Origin of the sequence: Candidatus Methylopumilus turicensis, assembly GCF_000953015.1 — a bacterium.
In the GTDB taxonomy this organism is placed as follows: Bacteria; Pseudomonadota; Gammaproteobacteria; order Burkholderiales; family Methylophilaceae; genus Methylopumilus_A; species Methylopumilus_A turicensis.
The window spans coordinates 1,161,406-1,183,040 of record NZ_LN794158.1; the positions used below are offsets into that span (position 1 = coordinate 1,161,406).

Genomic DNA, 21,635 nt, shown 5'->3' on the forward strand with positions numbered 1-21,635 from the left:
AGCTTACGCACCATCACGCTATAATAAAGACTATGACATCCCCCACTCTACAACACTCAATCTCGACCATTACCGACAACATCGCAAAACAGGGTTATGCGGTGATTGAACAGTTTCTCAATCCTCAAGAGATTGCATGCCTAGCGACGCACGCCAAATTTTTGCAAAACGCCGGCGAAATGCACAAAGCAACAACTGGCATCACCAAAGTAGAGAACCCAACACTTCGTGGCGATTTTATTCATTGGATAGACGCCAGCGATGCAAGTGAAGCTGAGATTGACTATCTGAATCTCATGTCGGAACTTCAACAAGCGATTAACCAAGCATTCTTTTTAGGCTTATTTGAGTTTGAAAGCCATTTTGCAATTTATCCGCCAGGCGCAGGCTATCAAAAACATCTCGACCAATTCATTGGCAAATCAGAACGTAAAATCAGCTCTATTTTATATCTCAATGACGATTGGAAGGCTGAAGATGGCGGCCAGCTGAGAATGTATCTTGATGAAAATGACACCACTCGTTTTATTGACATCACTCCCCAAGCGGGCAAGATGGTGGTGTTTTTATCGAGCGATTTCCTACATGAAGTCTTACCCGCCAACCGAGAACGCATGAGCATTACTGGCTGGTTTAGAGCAAGAAGCCTGAATAGTTAAATGAAACATAGCAACCCCATCATCGCTGAAATATTTGATGCGCAGCAATTTGCTGAAACAGGTCATCAATTGATTGATTTATTGGCAGCGCATTTAAAAGCGAATATCGCAGGCACTTCAAAAGTCTTAAATTGGAAAGTGCCGAGCATTGAAGATCAACATTGGCATCTGCCATTACCTCAGAAATCGACCATTAATCCGCAAGGTTTATTAGAAAAACTCAGCCAAGAAATTCTCCCCAACAACTTAGCCATCCACCATCCACACAATATGGGTCATCAAGTGGCTTGCCCATTGCCGATGGCAGCGCTTTGCGATTTAGTCGCATCGCTGACCAATCAAGCCATGGCGGTTTATGAAGCGGGTCCCAGTGCCACGATGCTAGAGCGCCAAGTGATTCGTTGGTTATGCGCTTTGATTGATGAGGTGTCTTGGAGCTTTGCTGGCGGCGTTCTGACTTCTGGTGGCGCACAGGCCAATCTCACTGCTTTGTTAGTGGCTAGGCAAGTTAGCACGAGCAAAGCGAATCCATCCTCTAATGTCTGGAAAGATGGCATTACACAACAACCAGCATTAAGAATATTAGCTTCTGAACATGCACACTATTCCGTTTCACGCGCAGCTGGATTGATGGGTTTGGGCACTAACAGCGTGATTAAAATCACGACCGATAAAAACGGTCGATTAGATTTAATCGCACTGAAAAATGCACACCAAACGTGTTTAGAAAACCAAGATACCATCATCGCTGTGGTTGCTAATGCAGGATGCACACCCACAGGCAGCATCGACCCGCTGCAAGCCATTGGGGAGTATTGCCAAGCGCATGAGCTATGGTTTCATGTGGATGGCGCACATGGCGCTTCCGCCCTCCTCTCAGAGAGTCATCGTGAAAAACTAAGCGGCATTGCGCTGGCTGATTCCGTGGTGTGGGATGGGCATAAATTAATGTATATGCCCGCAGCCGTTTCAGCCGTGCTATTTAAAAATGAGCAACATAGCTACGTCGCCTTTAGCCAAGATGCCTCGTATTTATTCCAAGGAGACAATCATGAAGACGAGGCCTTTAATCTCAGCTACCGTACTTTGGAATGTACCAAGCGCATGATGGCACTCAAACTTTGGGCCGCATTTTCTTTATACGGTACTGAAGGCATGGGTGCATTGGTGGATGAAGCGTTTGCTAAAGCTAAAGTCTTTGCCGAAAAAATTCAGAGGAAGTCTAGTTTTGAATTACTGATGAAGCCTGAAACGAATATTGTGTGTTTTAGGTTTTTGAATAAAAAATTAAGCCAAGAAGCCATCAACAATCACCAAAGTGCTATTCGCCAGCACATTATTCAAAGCGGCGCATTCCATATTACTCAAGTGAATTTGCATGGCGTTACTTGGTTACGCACGACACTCATGAATCCATTTACAACAGCGCTAGATTTAGATGAATTGCTAGAGCGTGTGGCTTTGGGATCTCAAGCCGTGTTGAGCATAGCTAAATAGCCAGCTTTGTAATCAGGATATTTCAAACTAAACCCTGTCGACAACATGCGCTGATTCGACATGCGTTTGCCACCAACAATATCGGGCATATCACTCTCAATCTCTATGCCCATTTGCGCGGCTATCCACAGCAATACTTCATATTGAGAAACCGGGCTGTTATCTGTGACCACATAGCAATCTTCAATGGGCTGAGTATTCAGAAACATTTGAATCAAGTGCACAATAAATGCTGCTGCATCATCGCGGTGAATGCGATTAGAAATCGTATTTTGTAGAGGCCAATGAGATGGATTAGCCGCCATGTGAATCATACGATTTCTGCCAGGGCCATAAATACCGGTAAGTCTTAAGGCTGTGTGCGACCACAATTTTCCAGCTTGCTTGAGCAAGTCTTCCGCTTCCAATAGTCGCTGACCACCAAAATCCATCTCTTGTAGAACGGTGTTTTCATCGAGCAAGGCACCCGTTCTTTGGCCATACATTCTGGTACTAGACACAAAAAACACGTGCTTGAGATTACTCGCGTCTTTCAATGCAGCGAGGACGTTACGCAAGCCTTCAACATAATGCTGACGGTAACTTTCATCGTTCTGCGAACTCGCCGCGACACAGTAAACAAGAAAATCAGGATCTAACCTTGAAAGACTCAACAATGAACTTGGCTCAGTCACGTCGGCTTGAATGCACTCAAATGAAAAATCTGAATGTAAAGATCGGCGCAAACCGATAGGCATTAAGCCATGTGATTGAAGTTGGTGTGCAAGCTCAAGGCCTAAATCGCCACAACCAACAATGAGCACTTGATGTGACAAATCTTAGCCTTTAACCTTATTCATGCAAAGACAAAGCTGGCCAAATCCCTTGCAAATATTTCTCAACATACATTAAGGCTAAAACAGTTTTACCATCGGTGATTTGCTGAGTGGCGACCATTTGCAAACAATCATCTAAGCTTGCCTCAAACAACTCGATCGCTTCATCCTCATCAAAATTTGTGTCACGTTCCTCTAAGCCCTTGGCCAAGAACATGTGTATCACTTCATCAGAGTAACCGATGCATGGATGTTGGTGTCCAAGATACATCCACTCTTTTGCGACATAGCCTGTTTCTTCGAGCAGCTCTCGTTGACCAGTGAATAGCAGATCTTCATCAGGGTCGATTTTGCCTGCTGGCAATTCAACAAACACCCGATTCAAGGGATAGCGAAATTGGCGCTCAAGCAGCAAATTTCCATTATCAAGCATTGGAATAATTAGCACCGCCCCTGGATGCAAAATGAACTCTCGCTGACTTTGGTTGCCACTTGGTAAAAGCACTTGGTCGCGTTTGACTTTTAGAAATCCCCCATCCAAAACCAATTCGGATGAAAGACGACTTTCAATTAAATGTTGATCTTCTTTATTCATATCTTTAGTTAAATAACTCTTTCTTGATGAGCCAACGTCCTTTTAAATATTTCATGACCAAGGTCTTGTGTCCGATATCCTGATAGGTCGCAGACTCATAATTTTGCTTAAAAGTAACTTCGACCGTCCCTTGGTGCCTCAGTACTTGAATTTCTGACAGACTGACTTTAATGTGCGGACTGTGCAATATTTTAATCTTTCTAGACTGACGCCACGCTTTAGCATTTGGAAGGTCCCCGGCAAAATCATCGACATAGTGGGCAAAATACTTCGTCAAGTTTTTAGTCTCCCACGCACCCGCCCAAGCGTTAAGCGCTTCCAAGACAGATTTATTCGTATCCTCCGCAAAAGCTTTAACTTGCTCGGGAGGTGCCATGACCTCTTCTAAACTCAGTGAATGCTCTGAAATAGCGGGGGGCTCTTCAATCACCTTCTCTTCGATGACTTCATCTTTTTGAAGCACCTCTTGATTTAGGGACTCTTTTACTTGATCTGCCTTAACATCACTAGGCGCAATCTTAAAACCAAATTTAATTTGATTATCTTTTGCAGCTTGTTCAATTCTTTTATTCGCTTCACTAGCGGGCAATTTTGCGTCAATGATAACTTGATAGGTATTGAATGCTAGCAAAAACTTCCCATCATTTTGATAGGCTTTTGCCTCTTTTAACTTGAGAGCCATGTCATCCGGTTTAAGATGACCTGCTTTTTTATATAGTTCTGCAGCCTTAGCCCATTGTTCATCTTGCATGGCCGCATCTGCTTTGACAACTAAAGTATTGAATTCTGAATCGGGGAACAGCTTATCACCAAGCTTGGTCGCGTAAGTGCAAGAAGTGAGAACAATGGTAGAACATAACAAAATCATTTTAATCAAAGGATAACTTTTCATTTGATATTTTCCTTATCAAGGAACAGCGTCATGTTAAGTTAGATTACTTCTTCCAGAAAAAACGATAGATAAAACCAGGGAATGCTAAGACTAAAAACAGACAAGCCGTAATCGCATAAAACTCCCATTTCTGAGTAGCGACCTGCCCCATTTTTGCTTGTTCAGCGTAGCGAATGATGAATCCAAGAATGAAGTACAAACTAATTAATTCAAACAAACACCAAGCGATATTTTTAGGTTGGTGCTTCACAGGAATCACAAAAAATAAACGATCAGAAAACCAAGGCGAATTCGCCAGAACCAATGCTAATAACAAGAGAATAAGATTGGTCATTTAGATGATGGCCTATTGGAGACTGTGTGCGACTGCGTAGGCACACATATCCATTAAAGGTTGCGGCATTATCCCTAATGCCAATAACGCTAGCGCATTAAGGCTGAGCAAGATGTTCATTTCTGGGGGGTTGATAATAGGTTTGTTATCTGTTGGCTCATCAAAATACATGAGTTTTACGATGCGTAAATAATAGAAAGCACCGATCACTGCCATGAGCACAGCAAACACCACTAGCCATAAAAAGCCTGCTTGAAGCGCGGCTTGCAGCACGGCAAATTTAGCGTAGAAGCCTAATGTTGGTGGAACGCCAGCCATTGAGAACATGGTGATCAGCATCATGAATGCAAACCATGGGCTGCGTTGATTAAGGCCTTTCAAATCATCTAACTGCTCAGCTTCAAACCCTTTACGCGAGAGCAATAAAATCATGCCAAAGCCGGCCAAGGTCATCAGCACGTAAGAAACAATATAGAACATCGATGAGATATAGCCATTCATGCTGGCGCTCATCAAACCAAACAATAAGAAACCAACATGAGAAATCGTTGAATAAGCAAACATACGTTTAAGATTGGTTTGTGCAATCGCCGTGATGTTACCGATGATGATGGAAAGCACGGCCATGATCATGAGCATACTATGCCAATCAATCGCTAGCACGTACAAACCTTGCGCCAAGATGCGAATCAAAAATGCAAACGCAGCAAGCTTAGTGACAGAGCCAATAAACAAGGTCACAGCCGTTGGAGAGCCCTCATAAACATCTGGCACCCACATTTGGAAAGGCACCGCACCTAATTTGAACGCCAAGCCAGCGACAATAAACACTGTACCCAATACAAGCACTGGTTTGTCTTGTGAGCCATTTAATAACGCACTTGCTACTTCAGAAATATTCAAACTACCTGTTGCGCCGTACATCATGGACATCCCATAGAGCAACATGCCAGAAGCCAATGCGCCCAATACAAAGTACTTCATCGCAGCTTCTGTTGCACGAGCATTATCACGGTCTAGCGCTACCAAGGCATACAAGCATAAAGACAGTAGCTCTAAACCCATGTAGAGCGTCAAGAAATGTTGTCCCGACACCATCACCATCATGCCTGCCATTGCAAATAGTACTAAGGCATAAAACTCGCCACGGAACATGCCGCGCAAAGTAATGTAAGAACGGCTGTACACCAAAAATAGTGCGGTGCTGAGATAAATCATGACCTTCATCACATCGGCAAAAGAGTCATCCACAAACATGCCGCTAAACGCATAAATAACACTCGGTTTGTGGGTAGCGATAGTGATAAAAGCCGCACCCAGTAAAGTAAGTTGCGTCAGTAAGAAAATAACGATGCGGTTAGATGGCTTTAAAAACAAATCCGTCAATAAAATGAACATCGCCATAGAGAGCACAAAAAGCTCTGGTAGCGCTGAAATAATATCTGATTGAAGTCCATTCATATTTCTATATTTCCATTCGTGTCCGGCGAATCAACGCGCCTTATAAACCTGCTGGTATTTTCGTTTGTGCCATGTGGTCTAAAAATTGCGAGACCGTTGCGTGCGTCATTTCTGTAATCGGCTGAGGATAAACACCAAAGCCAATCACCAATATTGCGAGTGTGCTTAAGATAAACAATTCACGTTTGTTCAAATCGACCAATTCCGCCACATGCGAATTGGCAATCTCGCCAAAGAACACTCGCTTCACCATCCACAAAGTGTAAGCCGCACCCAAAATCAAGGTCGTTGATGCTAAGAAAGCGAACCAGAAGTTATTTTGTAATGCGCCCAAAATCACCATAAATTCACCCACAAAACCTGATGTGCCTGGCAAACCTGCATTGGCCATCGCAAATAGAACGGCAAAGGCTGCAAACTTAGGCATGGTATTCACCACCCCACCGTAATCGGCAATTTGACGCGAGTGCATACGGTCGTAAAGCACACCTACACTCAAAAACATCGCACTTGAAATAAACCCGTGTGAAATCATTTGTACAATTGAGCCCTCAAGGCCAATCGAATTAAACAAGAAGAAACCTAGCGTCACGAAACCCATGTGTGAGATGGATGAATAGGCAATCAGCTTTTTCATGTCTTGCTGAACCAATGCCACAAACGCGATATACACCACAGCAATCAGTGACAAAGCAATCATAAAGCCAGAAAGATAGTGCGCAGCATCTGGCGCAATTGGCATGGCAAAGCGTAAGAAGCTATAACCGCCCAACTTCAAGGCAATCGCTGCCAACACAACTGAACCACCTGTTGGCGCTTCAACGTGGGCATCTGGCAGCCATGTATGCACTGGCCACATTGGAATCTTCACCGCAAAAGCCATAAAGAATGCCAAGAACACCAAAATTTGTACTGGCATTGTCATCGGCAAGTGGTAGTAATCCACGATTTCAAAACTATTAGTTTGATAGAACAAATAGATGAAAGCCACCAACATCAGCAATGAACCAAGCAAGGTGTAGAGGAAGAACTTAATCGTCGCATAAACGCGATTTGGACCGCCCCAAACACCAATCACCAAGAACATTGGAATCAACATCGCTTCCCAAAATACATAGTAGAGGATGGCATCTAACGCACTAAATACGCCGATCATCAAACCAGACATAATCAAGAAAGCGGCCATATATTGCGCAACACGCTTTTGAATGACTTCCCAAGCGGCAATCACCACCAAAATCGTAGTAAAGCTTGTGAGCAAAATCAAAGGCACAGCGATACCGTCAGCACCTAAGTGGTAATGAATATTGAAGGTTGGAATCCAGCTAAAACCCTCTTGAAACTGGAAGCCCCCATCCGCAAAATTGAAGCCTGTATAAAGCGGAATGGTCACAGCAAAGGCCACTAAACTTCCCAGCAAAGCAATCCAACGCGCAGATGATGCATTTTTATCATCGCCAGTAAACAAGACTAAGATGCCCGCTAAGATAGGCACCCAAATCGCAAGACTAAGAAGAGGCAAGCTTGTCATTTAAACCTTCATGAATAAGGTAAGTAGTAAAAATACGCCAATAATCATGGCAAACGCATAGTGGTAAATCAGACCTGACTGCAATCCACGAACTACCTTGGAGATACGGCCAATCAGATTCGCCGTACCATTGACCATCACACCATCAATCAACTGCACATCACCAATTTTCCAAAGTTTGCTACCGACTAAGCGTGAGCCACCTGCGAATACTTTTTCGTTAAAACTGTCGAAGCCGTATTTGTTTTCTAGTACAAGCATAATCAAACCGCATTTAGCTTGGATAGCAGCTGGAATATCTGGGCGCTTCATGTAGAAGAACCACGACAACACTACCCCAGAAAGTGCAAGGATAAATGGTAATGAGGTCAAACTATGTAAGCCCATTGCAACTGCGCCGTGGAAGTCTTCAGCAAGCTCATGCATCACCGGATGTGCTGCGCTATCGATAAAAATAATGTCGTCAAAAAAGCCTTTAAATAACATCGGCTCAATCGCAATAAAACCAATCGCGAGTGATGGAATCGCCAGTAACACAAGCGGCAATGTCACCACCCATGGCTGCTCGTGCGGTACATCATTAGGGCCTAGGCCGTGGTGATGGTCATGGTCGTCATGTGCATGGTCATCATGGCCTGCTTCTTGGTGATGCGCCTTTGCATCCATCCAACGCTCTTTACCGTGGAATACCAAGAAATACATACGGAATGAATAAAAGGCCGTGACAAACACACCTGCAAGCACTGCGAAGTAAGCGAAACCACTGCCTGGAATGTGCGACAACTTCGCCGCTTCAATAATCGAATCTTTAGAGTAAAAGCCTGATAAGAATGGCGTACCGATTAAGGCTAATGAACCAATTAGTGAGGTCAACCAAGTAATCTTCATGTACTTACGAAGCCCACCCATATTGCGGATGTCTTGATCGTGGTGCATCCCCATAATGACAGAGCCAGCGCCTAAGAATAACAAGGCCTTGAAGAAAGCGTGGGTCATCAGATGGAAGATGGCCACTGAGTAAGCTGAAGCACCAAGTGCAACCGTCATATAGCCTAGCTGCGAAAGCGTTGAATAAGCCACCACACGTTTAATATCATTTTGAATAATGCCAAGAAAGCCCATAAATAGCGCTGTAATCGCACCAATGACCATCACAAATGAAAGTGCGGTCGTGGACAATTCAAACAACGGTGACATTCGTGCCACCATAAAGATACCCGCTGTCACCATCGTTGCCGCGTGGATCAAGGCTGAAATTGGCGTTGGGCCTTCCATTGAGTCAGGCAACCAAACATGCAATGGCACTTGCGCTGATTTACCCATCGCGCCGATAAATAATAAAATGCAAATCACCGTCATGGTTGACCAATGCACACCAGGAATAATATCCACTGTGGCATGCGCGAAACGCGGTGCTTGCTCAAACGCGGTTGTGTAATCAAGGCTACCGAAGCACCAAAGCACCATGCCGATCCCAAGCAAGAACCCAAAGTCACCGACACGGTTCACCAAGAATGCTTTTAAGTTAGCGTAGATCGCCGTTGGGCGGGTGTACCAGAAACCAATCAGCAAGTAAGAAACCAAGCCTACCGCTTCCCAGCCAAAGAATAACTGCATAAAGTTATTCGCCATCACGAGCATCAACATCGAGAAAGTGAATAGTGAGATATAGCTAAAGAAACGACGATAACCTTCATCTTCGTGCATATAGCCGATGGTGTAGATATGCACCATTAATGAAACAAACGTCACCACCAACATCATCATGGTGGTTAATTTATCAATCAAAAAGCCCACTTGAAACGTATAACTGCCAGTGGTCATCCAGGTATAAACCGTGCCGTTATAGGTATTACCTTGCAAGACATCCAAGAACACATACACAGACAAAGCAAATGCCCCCGCTACGCCTATTATCGTCAGGATATGGGCAAAGCAGCGAGGTAAAGCTTTATTGGCAATCCCCACAATGGCTGAAGCAATGAGTGGCAATAGCGGAATGGCTAGGTAAATTTGTTGCATTGAGATATTCATAGATAGCATGTTCATTATTTCAAATTAGCCTTTTAAGCTATCAAGGTCATCAACGTTAATGGTTCTTAAGTTTCTAAACAGCACGACTAAAATCGCCAGACCAATTGCCGACTCTGCCGCCGCCACCGTGAGAATAAAAAATACGAACACTTGGCCAGCGATGTCGTTTAAGTAATGTGAAAAAGCAATGAAATTCAAATTTACCGCGAGCAACATCAACTCAATCGCCATTAATAAAATAATCACGTTTTTGCGGTTAAGAAAAATCCCCACCACACTGATGGCAAATAGCAATGAACCTAAAATCAAATAATGTGACAAGCTGACCATTATGATTTCGCCTTTTCTGTTTCCACTGCAGGCACTTCAACCTCAGCTGGCATGCTCACCATACGAATACGATCTGCACGCTTTACTCTGACTTGGTCTGCAGGATTAATAAATTTGGAGTCTTTACGATCACGAAGTGTTAAGGCAATGGCCGCAACAATCGCTACTAGCAATACGACAGCGGCTAGTTCAAACGGCATTAGATAATCGGTATAGAGCACACGACCTAATTCCGCCGTATTGCTGTAGTCAGCAGCGTGTGCTTTTGGTGCGCTGATGCGTGCTAGGCCAAAATGCTTGGTGCCAAGAATCATCACCATTTCGGCAGCCATCAGCACCCCAATGAAACCAGCCATCGGCAAATAATCCCAGAAGCCTTCTCGCAACTTGTCGAGGTTAATGTCTAGCATCATCACCACAAACAGGAACAACACCATCACGGCGCCTACATACACCAGCACCAACGCTATCGCAAGAAACTCTGCTTCTAGTAACAACCAAATGCCAGCTGCAGTAAAGAAAGCAAGCACCAAGAACAAGGCGGCATGCACTGGGTTACGCGCGGTAATTACACGCAAACCTGCAAATAGCAGAATGATCGCGAGCGAATAAAAAACGTAGTCTTGAAAAATCATGCTGTGGGATATCATACTTAAAGCGCCTTATCTAAATCTAGCGTCAACAGAACGGTCAGCAGCAATTTGCGCTTCAAGCTTATCGCCCACCGCAAGCAACATCTCTTTGGTGTAAAGCAAATCACCACGTTGCTCACCGTGATACTCAAATATACGAGTTTCAACAATAGAATCCACTGGGCAAGACTCTTCACACATGCCGCAGAAAATACATTTAGTTAAATCGATATCGTACTTTGTGGTTCGGCGTGTATTGTCTTCGCGCTGCTCTGATTCGATGGTAATCGCCATGGCAGGACAAACCGCCTCGCAAAGCTTACAAGCGATACAACGCTCTTCACCATTTTCGTAGCGGCGCAGTGCGTGTAAACCTCTAAAGCGTGAAGATATTGGGGTACGCTCTTCAGGGTATTGCACCGTAATCTTACGTGCAAAGAAATAACGCCCTGTCAGTAGCATGCCTCTCAGCAGCTCGATGAGCATTAAACTTGAAATAACTTCTTTAATTTTCTTAAACATATTTAGCTCTTAATCGCCCACCTAGTGGAACAAATAGCCCCAAGAAGTTTGCATCAAACCACCAACGACAATAATCCAAACCAGTGTAATTGGAATAAATACTTTCCAGCCTAGACGCATGATTTGGTCGTAACGATAACGTGGGAAAGTCGCACGGAACCACAAGAAGAAGAACAGCAAGAAGCCCACTTTTGCTAATAGCCACAAGAAGCTATCTGGAATGAGTGAAGGCACAGGTGACAACCAACCGCCCAAGAACATAATCGCAGCAAGCATAGACACCAAAATCATGTTGGCATATTCAGCTAAGAAGAACACCGCAAAGGCCATGCCTGAATACTCAACGTGGAAACCCGCTACAATTTCAGACTCGCCTTCAGCGACGTCAAATGGCGCGCGGTTAGTTTCAGCGACCGCACTAATAAAATACACAATAAACAGCGGAAACAATGGCAACCAGTACCATTCAAAAATACCGCCTGATTGCGCCATGACGATTTTGCCAAGATTTAATGAGTTAGCGCACATCAACACGCCCACCAAAGCAAAGCCCATTGCAATTTCATATGACACGATTTGTGCGGCAGAACGAAGCGCGCCCAAGAAGGCGTATTTAGAGTTCGATGCCCAACCCGCAATGATTACGCCGTAGACCGCAACAGAGGTCATCGCTAGGATATAAAGTAATCCTGCATCCACATTCGCTAACACCATATCTGGATCAAATGGCACGACTGCCCAAGCCGCAAATGCCGGGGCGATCGCAAGTACAGGCCCAAGCAAAAACAAACCTTTGCTTGATTCCGAAGGAATAATAATTTCCTTCATCAATAATTTGATACCGTCAGCTAGCGGCTGAAGCAAACCGAAGTAACCCACACGATTTGGGCCAATACGCACTTGCATATAGCCAATCACTTTACGTTCAGCGAGTGTTAAATAGGCAACGGCACCCATTAACGGCAAAACGATGGCCACAATTTTGAGCAGCGTCCACACCGTCAAAGAAACCGCAGGCCAGGATGAACCAAACGTGGTGGCACCCATGGCTAAGAATGACTCAATGAATCCGCTCATGCTTTTGCCACCTCAATCTCGCCCATCAACTCACCCAAAGATGAAGTCAAGTCATAGCCAGTTGGAACACGTACAGTACCCTTGGCTAAACCAGCATCCAGCTTAACTTTTAGCTTTGCAGAACCAATCCCTTGTTTTACCACAACCAAGTCACCCTCTTGCACACCTAGCTCGGCCATTAGTTTAGCGTTCATCCCAGCGACAGGCTCGGCAACTTGTTTAGTTTTATTTAGCGGGCCAGAGCGACGCACAACAGAGTCCATCAAGTACTGTGGGACTTCCCCTAAGCGTTGGAGTACGTTTGTTTTTTCTTGCACTTTCACATCAAACAAAATACGTAGGTTGTTGTTCAAACGATTCCAGACGACTGTAGATGGTTTTTCACCACCAAACACTTCAGTTTTCACTTGCTCGCTACTCTCAAAATTAAAACCGTCTAGGTCTAGTGTATTCGCTAACACACGCAACACCTTCCAAGCAGGACGGCACTCTCCAAGCGGCTTAACAGCGGCAGCAAAGCTTTGAACACGACCTTCCATGCTCATGCGTGTGCCTGAGGTTTCAGTAAATGGTGCGATAGGCAGTAACACATCGGCATTTTCAAGTGCGCTTGATTTATAAGCCGTCAGCGCAATGACGCACTCTGCTTTTTCCATGGCTGCATTTGCCACGGCTGGGTTTGCACAATCAAACTCTGGCTCTACATTCAGAAGCACATAAGTTTTTCTTGGTTGTTCCAACATGGTTCTAGCGTTTAATCCGCCTTGGCCAGGAATCACACGCACCATGTCCAAACCGACGCGGTCTGATGATTCGAATAACACACCGAACGTGGCACCGCAGAGCGAAGCAATCGCTTCAGCTAATGTATAAATTTCAGCATAGCGTGGATGATATTGGGCAATATTACCCAAGAATAATGCACTCTTTGGATTGATTAAATCTAATTCTTTACCGTGACCGGCTAAGCTCTCAGCAATCGCCTGGCTGTTCTCACGCACGACGACGCCTTCTAACAAATCGCTAATCGATTTAGGCAAGCAAAGAGATAGACGTTGTAAGCCAGACATGGCTTTTAGAATCTGTGCCAACACATTGACGATATCGTTCGGTGAACAAATCGCTTGATGACTCACCTTAATCAGCTGATCGTCATTCATCGGGTTCACCATGGACAACTCTGCACCGTCAGCAACTGCGCGACGAATACGTTGTGTCAGGAGTGGATGTTCATTACGTAGATTGCTACCCACCACTAATATACGATCCATTTTTTGAACGTCGGCAATATTACATCCCATCCAAGGCGTGCCATGAAAGCGGCCATCTAAACGGAAATCACTACGACGTAAACGGTGATCGATATTGCCACATGAGAGCGCGCGTGCGATTTTCTTCGCTAAGAAACCCTCTTCCATCGTGGCATTAGGTGAAACTAAGAAGCCTAAACCAGCAGGATCTTCCTCTACCGTCTCATTAATTTGACGGGCAGCATACTCGAGTGCTGACTTCCAGTCTGTCTCATGCCATTCGCCATGATGCTTAATCATCGGCTTGGTCAAGCGCTCTGGACTATTTAAACCATCGTATGAAAAGCGATCGCGGTCAGATAACCAACACTCGTTAATGCTTTCTTTTTCACGCGGCACAATGCGCATCACGCGATCATTTTTGACGTGCACTTCAACGTGGGAGCCCAAGCCGTCATGGGCTGCGATGGTTGGACGACGTGTTAATTCCCAGCTACGTGCTGAGTAACGGAATGGCTTGCTGGTTAATGCACCTACTGGACACAAATCAATGATATTGCCTGAAAGCTCAGAATCAACGCTCTTATCGACATAAGCCGTAATCTCAGCATGTTCGCCACGACCAACTAGGCCAAGCTCTTGCATGCCGCCCACTTCTTTCAAGAAGCGAACACAGCGCGTACATTGAATACAACGGGTCATATCGGTGCTGACAAGCGGGCCGATGTTTTTATTGAACACCACACGTTTTTCTTCCGTGTAGCGTGAACCGCTTCCACCATAAGCAACGGCGACATCCTGCAAATCACACTCACCACCTTGATCGCAAATTGGGCAATCTAAAGGATGGTTAATCAGTAAAAATTCCATCACGCTTTTTTGTGCTTCAATCGCTGATTTCGAGCGTGTGAAAATCTTCATACCATCGGCAACTGGCGTTGCACAGGCCGGTAATGGTTTGTTAAATTTCTCAACTTGCACCAAGCACATACGGCAGTTGGCGGCCACAGACAATTTCTTATGGTAGCAAAAACGAGGAATTGCAACGCCAAGCTGGTCAGCCGCGTCGATAATCGTCGTGCCGTTTTCGACTTCGACTTGTTTGCCGTCTATTTCAATCTTCAACATATTATTTGCCTGTCACCATGGATTTGCCATGCTGAATGTAATATTCAAATTCTGGTCTGAAATGCTTAATAAAACTGAGGACTGGCGTTGCCGCTGCCTCGCCAAGCGCACAAATTGTGCGGCCTGAAATGTTGTTACTAATATCTGTCAACAAGTCCAAGTCTTCCATCTTGCCTTCGCCATCCACGATGCGTTTAATCACGCGATATACCCAACCTGTCCCTTCACGGCATGGCGTACATTGGCCACATGACTCTTCATAAAAGAAGTAAGACAAACGCTTGAGGGTGGTCACCATACAAGTCGTGTCATCCATCACAATCATCGAGCCCGCACCCAAGCTAGAGCCAGCTTTTGATAGCCCTTCATAATCCATGGTTGCACCTAGAATCGCTGATGCCGGCATCACCGCGGTTGATGGGCCGCCAGGAATCACCGCTTTAAGCGTACGACCCTTCCAAATCCCGCCCGCCATTTCGAGCAAATCAATAAACGGCGTGCCCATTTTAACTTCATAGTTACCTGGCTTTTCTACATGGCCTGACACTGAGAACAGCTTGGTCCCACCTGAGTTAGAAACGCCTAGGTCTTGAAACGCTTGACCGCCGTGTTGCAAAATCCATGGGATCGAAGCATAAGACTCAGTGTTATTCACATTGGTTGGCTTACCAAAGACCCCGTAACTCGCTGGGAATGGTGGCTTAAAGCGTGGTTGGCCTTTTTTGCCTTCGATAGATTCAATCAGTGCGGTTTCTTCACCGCAAATGTAAGCACCGTAACCATGCACGGCATAAAGATCGAAACAGAAGTTAGTACCAAATAGGTTTTCACCCAAATAACCCGCTTTTCTTGCTTCATCTAATGCTTCTTCAAAAATCTCGTAGTCTTCCCAAATCTCACCGTGGATGTAGTTATATCCAACGCGCGCACCCAAGGTATAAGCGGCAATCGCCATGCCTTCAATCAGTTGATGTGGGTTATAGCGAATAATATCGCGATCTTTAAAGGTGCCTGGCTCGCCTTCGTCGGTGTTACATACGAGGTACTTAGTACCATCGAAGTAACGTGGCATAAAGCTCCACTTAAGACCGGTTGGGAAGCCTGCGCCACCACGGCCACGCAAGCCTGAAGTTTTCACTTCAGTAATAATGTCAGTCGCTTTTACTTTGTCCGTGACAATACGCTTGAATTGCGCGTAGCCACCGAGCTTTTCGTAATTTTTTAGACTACCAGGGTTAGCATCACTAGACGCAGACAAGGTGCGCAATGTCACCAAGGTTTGTTTATTCAAATCGCTAACAATAGGGGCTTTATGTAATGACATTACTTCAACTCCCCGAGAATTTCATCGACTTTAGCTGGCGTTAAAAACTCATGCATTTTTGTGTTGTTGACATGCATCAATGGTGCACCACCACAACAGCCCATGCATTCACCCTCTTTTAAGCAAAACTGACCATCTGGTGTGACTTCATTGAAACCAACACCTAGCTTGGTTTGAAGGTGGTCCACAATTTCGTCAGAGCCGCGCAACATGCATGAAATGTTGGTACAAATGGTGATTTTGTATTTACCCACTGGCTGCAAGTCGTACATGTTGTAAAAGGTTGCGACTTCTAAAGCTGCAATGGCTGGAATACCCAAATACTCAGCCACATACGCAATGGTTTCTTTAGAGAGCCAACCTTTTTCAGCCTGTGCAATACGCAATGCAGACATCACTGCGCCTTGGCGGTTTTCTTTTGGATACTTAGTTAATTCGTATTCGATCTTATCGAGAGACACTTGAGACAACATTATCGATCAATCTCCCCAAACACAATATCTTGCGTACCAATGATGGCCACCAAATCGGCAATCATATGGCCCTTTGTCATTTCATCTAAAGCCGCCAAATGTGGGAAGCCAGGCGCACGAATTTTTAAGCGATAAGGTTTATTCGCGCCATCCGAAATCATATAAATACCGAACTCACCCTTAGGATGCTCAACAGCAGCATAAGCCTCACCTACTGGCACGTGAAAACCTTCTGTGAACAATTTGAAATGGTGAATCAAATCTTCCATGTTCGTTTTCATGCCCTCGCGATCCGGCGGCGCCACTTTGTTGTCGCTGCTAATCACTGGACCAGGATTTTTACGCAACCATTCAACACACTGTTTGATGATGCGATTCGATTGTCTAAACTCTTCAATACGAACGAGGTAGCGATCATAGCAATCGCCATTCACGCCAACAGGAATATCGAAGTCAAGCTTGTCATAAACTTCATATGGTTGTTTTTTACGTAAGTCCCAAGCAATGCCAGAGCCACGCAACATTGGGCCTGTCATACCAAGCGCTAATGCACGCTCCGGCGTCACAACACCAACCCCTACCGTACGCTGTTTCCAAATGCGATTATTAGTGAGTAGCGTTTCATATTCATCCACATAGCCTGGAAAGCGGTTTGCGAAATCTTCAATAAAATCAAGCACTGAACCCTGACGGTTGTCATTGAGCTTGTGGATTTCTTTTTTGCTACGGAATTTAGTTTCCAAATGCTGCGGCATGCGTTCTGGCAAATCACGATAAACGCCACCCGGACGATAATATGCGGCATGCATACGTGCGCCAGAAACCGCTTCATAAACGTCAAACAAATCTTCACGCTCACGGAAGGCATACAAGAACACACTCATTGCACCGACATCTAGGGCATGCGCACCCAACCAGAGCAGGTGATTCAAAATACGGGTGATCTCATCAAACATCACGCGAATATATTGCGCACGAAATGGCACATCAATCGCCATCATCTTCTCGATGGCCATGACATAGGCATGCTCATTCGCCATCATGGATACATAATCAAGGCGATCCATGTAAGGAACAGATTGCAAGTAAGTACGGTTTTCCGCTAACTTTTCTGTGCCACGGTGGAGTAAGCCAATGTGCGGGTCAGCACGCTGAATCACTTCGCCATCAAGCTCAAGCACTAAACGTAACACCCCGTGCGCCGCAGGATGCTGCGGACCGAAGTTCATGGTGTAATTTCTTATTTCTGCCATAGCAAACTTTCATTCATTTTGCGATTTGTCTTCGAGTGAAGACAAGGCGAAGGAGTGATGACAGTACAAACAGTACGTCGAGCGACGACAACGCCGTAATCACTTGAAGACAAATTGCAATTAGCCATTATGGAAGCCCTCGTCGCGTATAACTCGCGGCACATTATTACGCAATTCGATGGAAACAGGCTGATACACCACACGCTGCTGTTCTGGATCGTAACGCATCTCGACGTTACCAATCATTGGGAAATCTTTTCTGAACGGATGACCGACAAAACCATAGTCAGTCAGCAATCGACGCAAATCTGGGTGGCCTTCATACATGATACCGAACAGGTCGAATGACTCACGCTCAAACCAATTGGCAACTGGATAAAGCTCAACTAATGTTGGAAACACTGGGAAGTCATCTTCCGTCGCAAACACTCTTAAGCGGATTCGATGATTAAGCGTCACAGAAAGCAAATGGTAAACCGTGGCAAAACGCAAACCCTCCCAAGTGCCATCCGCATAATCTTGGTAATCTACGCCGCATAAATCGATTAATTGTTCAAACTTGAGCGTCTTGTGATCACGTAATTTTTTAGTGACTTTAATCAAGTCAGCCGCAGCACACTCAATGGTTAACTCATTGAGTGCCAATGTTAATTTGGTGATTTGATCACCAAGGACTGTTTCGATGTTTTCTTTGAGGGTCTCTAATCGCGTCATCTTCTTTTACCTTAGCGAGCGATCGTGTTGGTGCGTTTGATCTTGTTTTGCAGCTGAATAATGCCGTAGAGCAAAGCTTCTGCTGTTGGAGGGCATCCTGGCACATACACATCAACTGGCACGATGCGGTCACAACCTCGCACCACAGCATAGGAATAGTGATAATAACCACCACCATTGGCGCATGAGCCCATTGAGATCACCCAACGCGGCTCTGCCATTTGGTCATACACCTTACGAAGCGCGGGTGCCATTTTATTCACAAGCGTACCAGCCACAATCATCACATCAGACTGACGTGGACTCGGGCGGAACACAATACCGAAGCGGTCTAAATCGTAACGGGCAGCACCCGCATGCATCATCTCAACCGCGCAACATGCCAACCCGAACGTCATTGGCCACATTGAACCTGTTCTTGTGTAGTTAATCACCGTGTCTAGCGTCGTGGTGACAAAACCTTTTTCTAAAATACCTTCGATGCTCATTTGAGTACTTTCATCTCAAGCAGACTTATTGTTATTCCCATTCCAGCGCGCCCTTCATCCATTCATAGATGAAACCAACGACTAACACACCAAGGAACACCATCATGGCCAAGAAGCCAAACAATCCAATTTCTTTGAGCACAACCGCCCAAGGAAATAAGAATGCGATTTCCAAATCAAACAAAATAAACAAAATAGCGACGAGGTAATAACGCACGTCAAACTTCATGCGAGCATCTTCAAATGCTTCAAAACCACACTCATAAGGGGAATTTTTTGCTGCGTCCGGGCGGTTTGGAGAAACAAGCTTTCCAAGGACAAGTGGTCCAACACCAACGGCTAAGCCAACCAACACAAAAAGAAGAATAGGAAAATAATTTTCCAGCACGTTAAAACTCCGGTTTCACTGCGATTGATGATTGCTTAATGCAATCATTGAAGTTTTTTAACCTCAAAAAATTGCAACAATTGTAACCCAAGCTTGGGGCCTCTGGCAAAGCCATTTCGCGTCTTGGCAAAGATTTTAATGCAATTAATGGTAAGCCTTTGTCATGACAATATAATGCATAAAATCGTTCAATCAATGCACTCAAAACCAAAATAAGCACAACACTTGAAAATATCGAACTTAGATAGCGTGCTACAAGATACCAAATACAAGATACCAAATATAAGATCTGAAACTGAAAGCTTCAAACTCATTTAAAAGTTTAGGACAGAGTCAGAGAATGAATATGGCTAGAGATGCTAAGGAATGAAGAACACCTCGATGACTTGAAGTAAAATTAAGCAATTGAATTTAAAATCGACTCTTCAAACTCAGCAATAGGTAAAGGCTTACCAAACAAATACCCTTGGAAACGCTGACAACCACTATCTAGTAAAATTTGTTTTTGGTTTTCTGTTTCCACCCCTTCGGCAATCACTTTTAAATCTAAGTTTTGCGTCATTGAGATAATGGTCCGAACAATCTGTTTGTCATTTTCGTTGTATTCAATCTCACGCACAAATGATTGGTCAATCTTGAGCTGTTCAAGCGGAAGCCGCTTAAGGTATTGCAAAGAAGAATACCCCGTTCCAAAATCATCTAGTTCAAATTGTATGCCTATGCCTTTTAAGGCCGTCATGCTTGAAATCAAGGACTCGATGTTTTTACTAAATGCAGTTTCAGTCAACTCAAGCTTGAGCAAGGCAGGATGAATACCATACTGCTTAACAATATGTTTTATGTGCGTGACAAAGTCATCTTGATGGAATTGTTTACTACTAATATTGACGGCTAAGGTAAGGCTACGCATTTTCGGGATCGCTTCCCAAGCTTTTAATTGCTCGCATGCAGCTTCTAACACCCATTGACCTATCGGCACAATCAAGCCAGTTTCTTCCGCCATTTCAATAAAGTAACCTGGCGAGACCAAACCTAGCTCTGGATGGTTCCAGCGAATGAGGGCTTCAGCACCAAATGGCTTTTGCTTGTCATCTACCTGCACTTGATAAAACAACTCAAACTGCCCTAACGCAATCGCTGTGGTTAGTTCACGCTCAAGTTTCACGTAACGAGTAATATCATCCTGCATCCTATTCTCGAAGAAGCAAACTGTATTTCGACCTTTTGCTTTGGCCTGATACATGGCAATATCTGCCTGCTTTAGCACCATATCAATAGAAGTTTCATCCCCATTAAATAAGGTCACGCCCATGCTCGCTGTGATTCTATAACTATGCTCATTAAGCAAAAACGCTGTATCAAATAAGCCAATCATCTTATCTGCAAGCTCTTTAGCTCGCTTAGCGCACTCAATTTCGTTATCACTTAAATTGGCTAAAAAAATAAAAAACTCATCACCACTCAGCCGCGCCACGGTATCCGTTTTTCTAACACTCAGCATTAAGCGCGCAGCCACCTGCTGAAGTAATAAATCACCCACCATATGCCCAAGGGTGTCATTGAGATTTTTAAAATGGTCTAAATCAATAAAGAGCAGAGCGCCTCTTCGAACATCTCGATTATTAGCCACCAACTCGTGACCAAGCCGATCAAGAAATAAACGGCGATTAGGCAACTGCGTTAGAGGGTCATAAAAAGCAAGATTAGAGATCTTATCTGCTGCCGCTTTACCTTTAGAAATATCTGTCAACGTGGAAACGTAATTAGCAACATGGCCTGCAGCATGGTAAACCACAGCAATGCTCAGGTACTGAGGATAAATTTCACCATTTTTGCGGCGATTCCAAATTTCCCCTTCCCATCTCCCCTCGTTGTTCAAGCTCTGCCACATGCGAGCATAAAAAACTTTGTCGTGCTTACCAGAGCTAAGCAATTTAGGCGTCATCCCAATGGCTTCTTCTGCGCTATAGCCAGTAATTTCTGTAAAAGCTTTATTCACACGCACGATATTGAGACTAGCATCAACAATCGCCATCCCCTCTTGCGAATTAAAAATGGACGCAATAACGCCAAGTTCTTTATTTTCATGGGCTAATGCTGCATTTTGTGCAAGAAGTAGCTTATTGGCGGAGACTAGCTCGTCCACTAAGTTTTCCGTCTCAAGCTTGTTTTTATTTAATACGTCCAATTCTAAAACCCTAATATTCACGATAGATTTCTAATAGCTTGAATAAAAGT

21 protein-coding genes are annotated in these 21,635 nt (G+C 44.6%); 2 read left to right on the forward strand and 19 right to left on the reverse strand.

Annotation, left to right across the window (positions count from 1 at the left end; all coding sequences use genetic code 11):
• The first annotated feature begins 32 nt into the window (after positions 1–32).
• Together BN1209_RS05875 and BN1209_RS05880 are read left to right on the forward strand one after the other, a co-directional pair.
• On the forward strand, positions 33–659 hold the full coding sequence (locus BN1209_RS05875; RefSeq protein WP_052661107.1) for a 2OG-Fe(II) oxygenase: 627 nt from the start codon (positions 33–35) through the stop codon (positions 657–659).
• Positions 660–2,156, forward strand: a complete 1,497-nt coding sequence (locus BN1209_RS05880) for a pyridoxal phosphate-dependent decarboxylase family protein (RefSeq protein WP_045751360.1) — start codon at positions 660–662, stop codon at positions 2,154–2,156.
• Here the strand turns inward: BN1209_RS05880 and BN1209_RS05885 are convergent.
• From BN1209_RS05885 to BN1209_RS05980, 19 genes are all read right to left on the reverse strand, one after another.
• Complete coding sequence (locus BN1209_RS05885) at positions 2,129–2,971, reverse strand: NAD-dependent epimerase/dehydratase family protein (protein ID WP_045751361.1); 843 nt, start codon at positions 2,969–2,971, stop codon at positions 2,129–2,131. The genes BN1209_RS05880 and BN1209_RS05885 overlap by 28 nt on opposite strands.
• 16 nt (positions 2,972–2,987) lie before the next feature.
• Positions 2,988–3,566: an NUDIX domain-containing protein gene (locus tag BN1209_RS05890; protein ID WP_045751362.1), complete on the reverse strand. Its 579-nt coding sequence runs from the start codon at positions 3,564–3,566 to the stop codon at positions 2,988–2,990.
• A 4-nt stretch (positions 3,567–3,570) separates the two neighbouring features.
• Positions 3,571–4,317, reverse strand: a complete 747-nt coding sequence (locus tag BN1209_RS05895) for a L,D-transpeptidase Cds6 family protein (RefSeq protein ID WP_144402550.1) — start codon at positions 4,315–4,317, stop codon at positions 3,571–3,573.
• A gap of 184 nt (positions 4,318–4,501) precedes the next feature.
• A complete protein-coding gene (locus tag BN1209_RS05900) occupies positions 4,502–4,792 on the reverse strand; it encodes a DUF2818 family protein (protein ID WP_045751364.1) in 291 nt (96 codons plus the stop codon).
• A 12-nt stretch (positions 4,793–4,804) separates the two neighbouring features.
• Positions 4,805–6,253: an NADH-quinone oxidoreductase subunit NuoN gene (gene nuoN, locus BN1209_RS05905; RefSeq protein ID WP_045751365.1), complete on the reverse strand. Its 1,449-nt coding sequence runs from the start codon at positions 6,251–6,253 to the stop codon at positions 4,805–4,807.
• Between the two features lie 40 nt (positions 6,254–6,293).
• Positions 6,294–7,784, reverse strand: a complete 1,491-nt coding sequence (locus BN1209_RS09160; protein WP_045751366.1) for an NADH-quinone oxidoreductase subunit M — start codon at positions 7,782–7,784, stop codon at positions 6,294–6,296.
• Positions 7,785–9,806: an NADH-quinone oxidoreductase subunit L gene (gene nuoL, locus BN1209_RS09165; protein ID WP_420885811.1), complete on the reverse strand. Its 2,022-nt coding sequence runs from the start codon at positions 9,804–9,806 to the stop codon at positions 7,785–7,787.
• A 36-nt stretch (positions 9,807–9,842) separates the two neighbouring features.
• Positions 9,843–10,148, reverse strand: a complete 306-nt coding sequence (nuoK, locus tag BN1209_RS05920) for an NADH-quinone oxidoreductase subunit NuoK (RefSeq protein WP_045751367.1) — start codon at positions 10,146–10,148, stop codon at positions 9,843–9,845.
• The gene (locus BN1209_RS05925; RefSeq protein ID WP_045751368.1) at positions 10,148–10,783 is read right to left on the reverse strand and encodes an NADH-quinone oxidoreductase subunit J; all 636 of its coding nucleotides are present in this window, start codon (positions 10,781–10,783) and stop codon (positions 10,148–10,150) included. The genes nuoK and BN1209_RS05925 overlap by 1 nt, the downstream gene beginning before the upstream one ends.
• Before the next feature lie 27 nt (positions 10,784–10,810).
• Positions 10,811–11,302 (reverse strand): NADH-quinone oxidoreductase subunit NuoI, encoded by a 492-nt coding sequence (gene nuoI, locus BN1209_RS05930; protein WP_045751369.1) that lies wholly within the window; start codon positions 11,300–11,302, stop codon positions 10,811–10,813.
• A 21-nt stretch (positions 11,303–11,323) separates the two neighbouring features.
• Positions 11,324–12,349 (reverse strand): NADH-quinone oxidoreductase subunit NuoH, encoded by a 1,026-nt coding sequence (nuoH, locus tag BN1209_RS05935; protein ID WP_045752007.1) that lies wholly within the window; start codon positions 12,347–12,349, stop codon positions 11,324–11,326.
• 26 nt (positions 12,350–12,375) lie between these two features.
• Entirely contained in the window at positions 12,376–14,757 is a 2,382-nt protein-coding gene (gene nuoG, locus BN1209_RS05940; protein ID WP_045751370.1) for an NADH-quinone oxidoreductase subunit NuoG, read from the reverse strand.
• A gap of 1 nt (position 14,758) precedes the next feature.
• The gene (nuoF, locus tag BN1209_RS05945) at positions 14,759–16,081 is read right to left on the reverse strand and encodes an NADH-quinone oxidoreductase subunit NuoF (RefSeq protein WP_045751371.1); all 1,323 of its coding nucleotides are present in this window, start codon (positions 16,079–16,081) and stop codon (positions 14,759–14,761) included.
• Complete coding sequence (nuoE, locus tag BN1209_RS05950; RefSeq protein WP_045751372.1) at positions 16,081–16,554, reverse strand: NADH-quinone oxidoreductase subunit NuoE; 474 nt, start codon at positions 16,552–16,554, stop codon at positions 16,081–16,083. The genes nuoF and nuoE overlap by 1 nt, the downstream gene beginning before the upstream one ends.
• A complete protein-coding gene (locus tag BN1209_RS05955) occupies positions 16,554–17,807 on the reverse strand; it encodes an NADH-quinone oxidoreductase subunit D (protein WP_045751373.1) in 1,254 nt (417 codons plus the stop codon). Before BN1209_RS05955 ends, nuoE begins: the two co-directional genes overlap by 1 nt.
• A gap of 120 nt (positions 17,808–17,927) precedes the next feature.
• On the reverse strand, positions 17,928–18,521 hold the full coding sequence (locus tag BN1209_RS05960) for an NADH-quinone oxidoreductase subunit C (protein WP_045751374.1): 594 nt from the start codon (positions 18,519–18,521) through the stop codon (positions 17,928–17,930).
• A gap of 11 nt (positions 18,522–18,532) precedes the next feature.
• Entirely contained in the window at positions 18,533–19,009 is a 477-nt protein-coding gene (locus BN1209_RS05965; RefSeq protein WP_045751375.1) for a NuoB/complex I 20 kDa subunit family protein, read from the reverse strand.
• Between the two features lie 31 nt (positions 19,010–19,040).
• Positions 19,041–19,397, reverse strand: a complete 357-nt coding sequence (locus BN1209_RS05970; protein ID WP_045751376.1) for an NADH-quinone oxidoreductase subunit A — start codon at positions 19,395–19,397, stop codon at positions 19,041–19,043.
• Between the two features lie 397 nt (positions 19,398–19,794).
• Positions 19,795–21,606 (reverse strand): putative bifunctional diguanylate cyclase/phosphodiesterase, encoded by a 1,812-nt coding sequence (locus tag BN1209_RS05980; RefSeq protein WP_144402551.1) that lies wholly within the window; start codon positions 21,604–21,606, stop codon positions 19,795–19,797.
• Between the last annotated feature and the right edge of the window lie 29 nt (positions 21,607–21,635).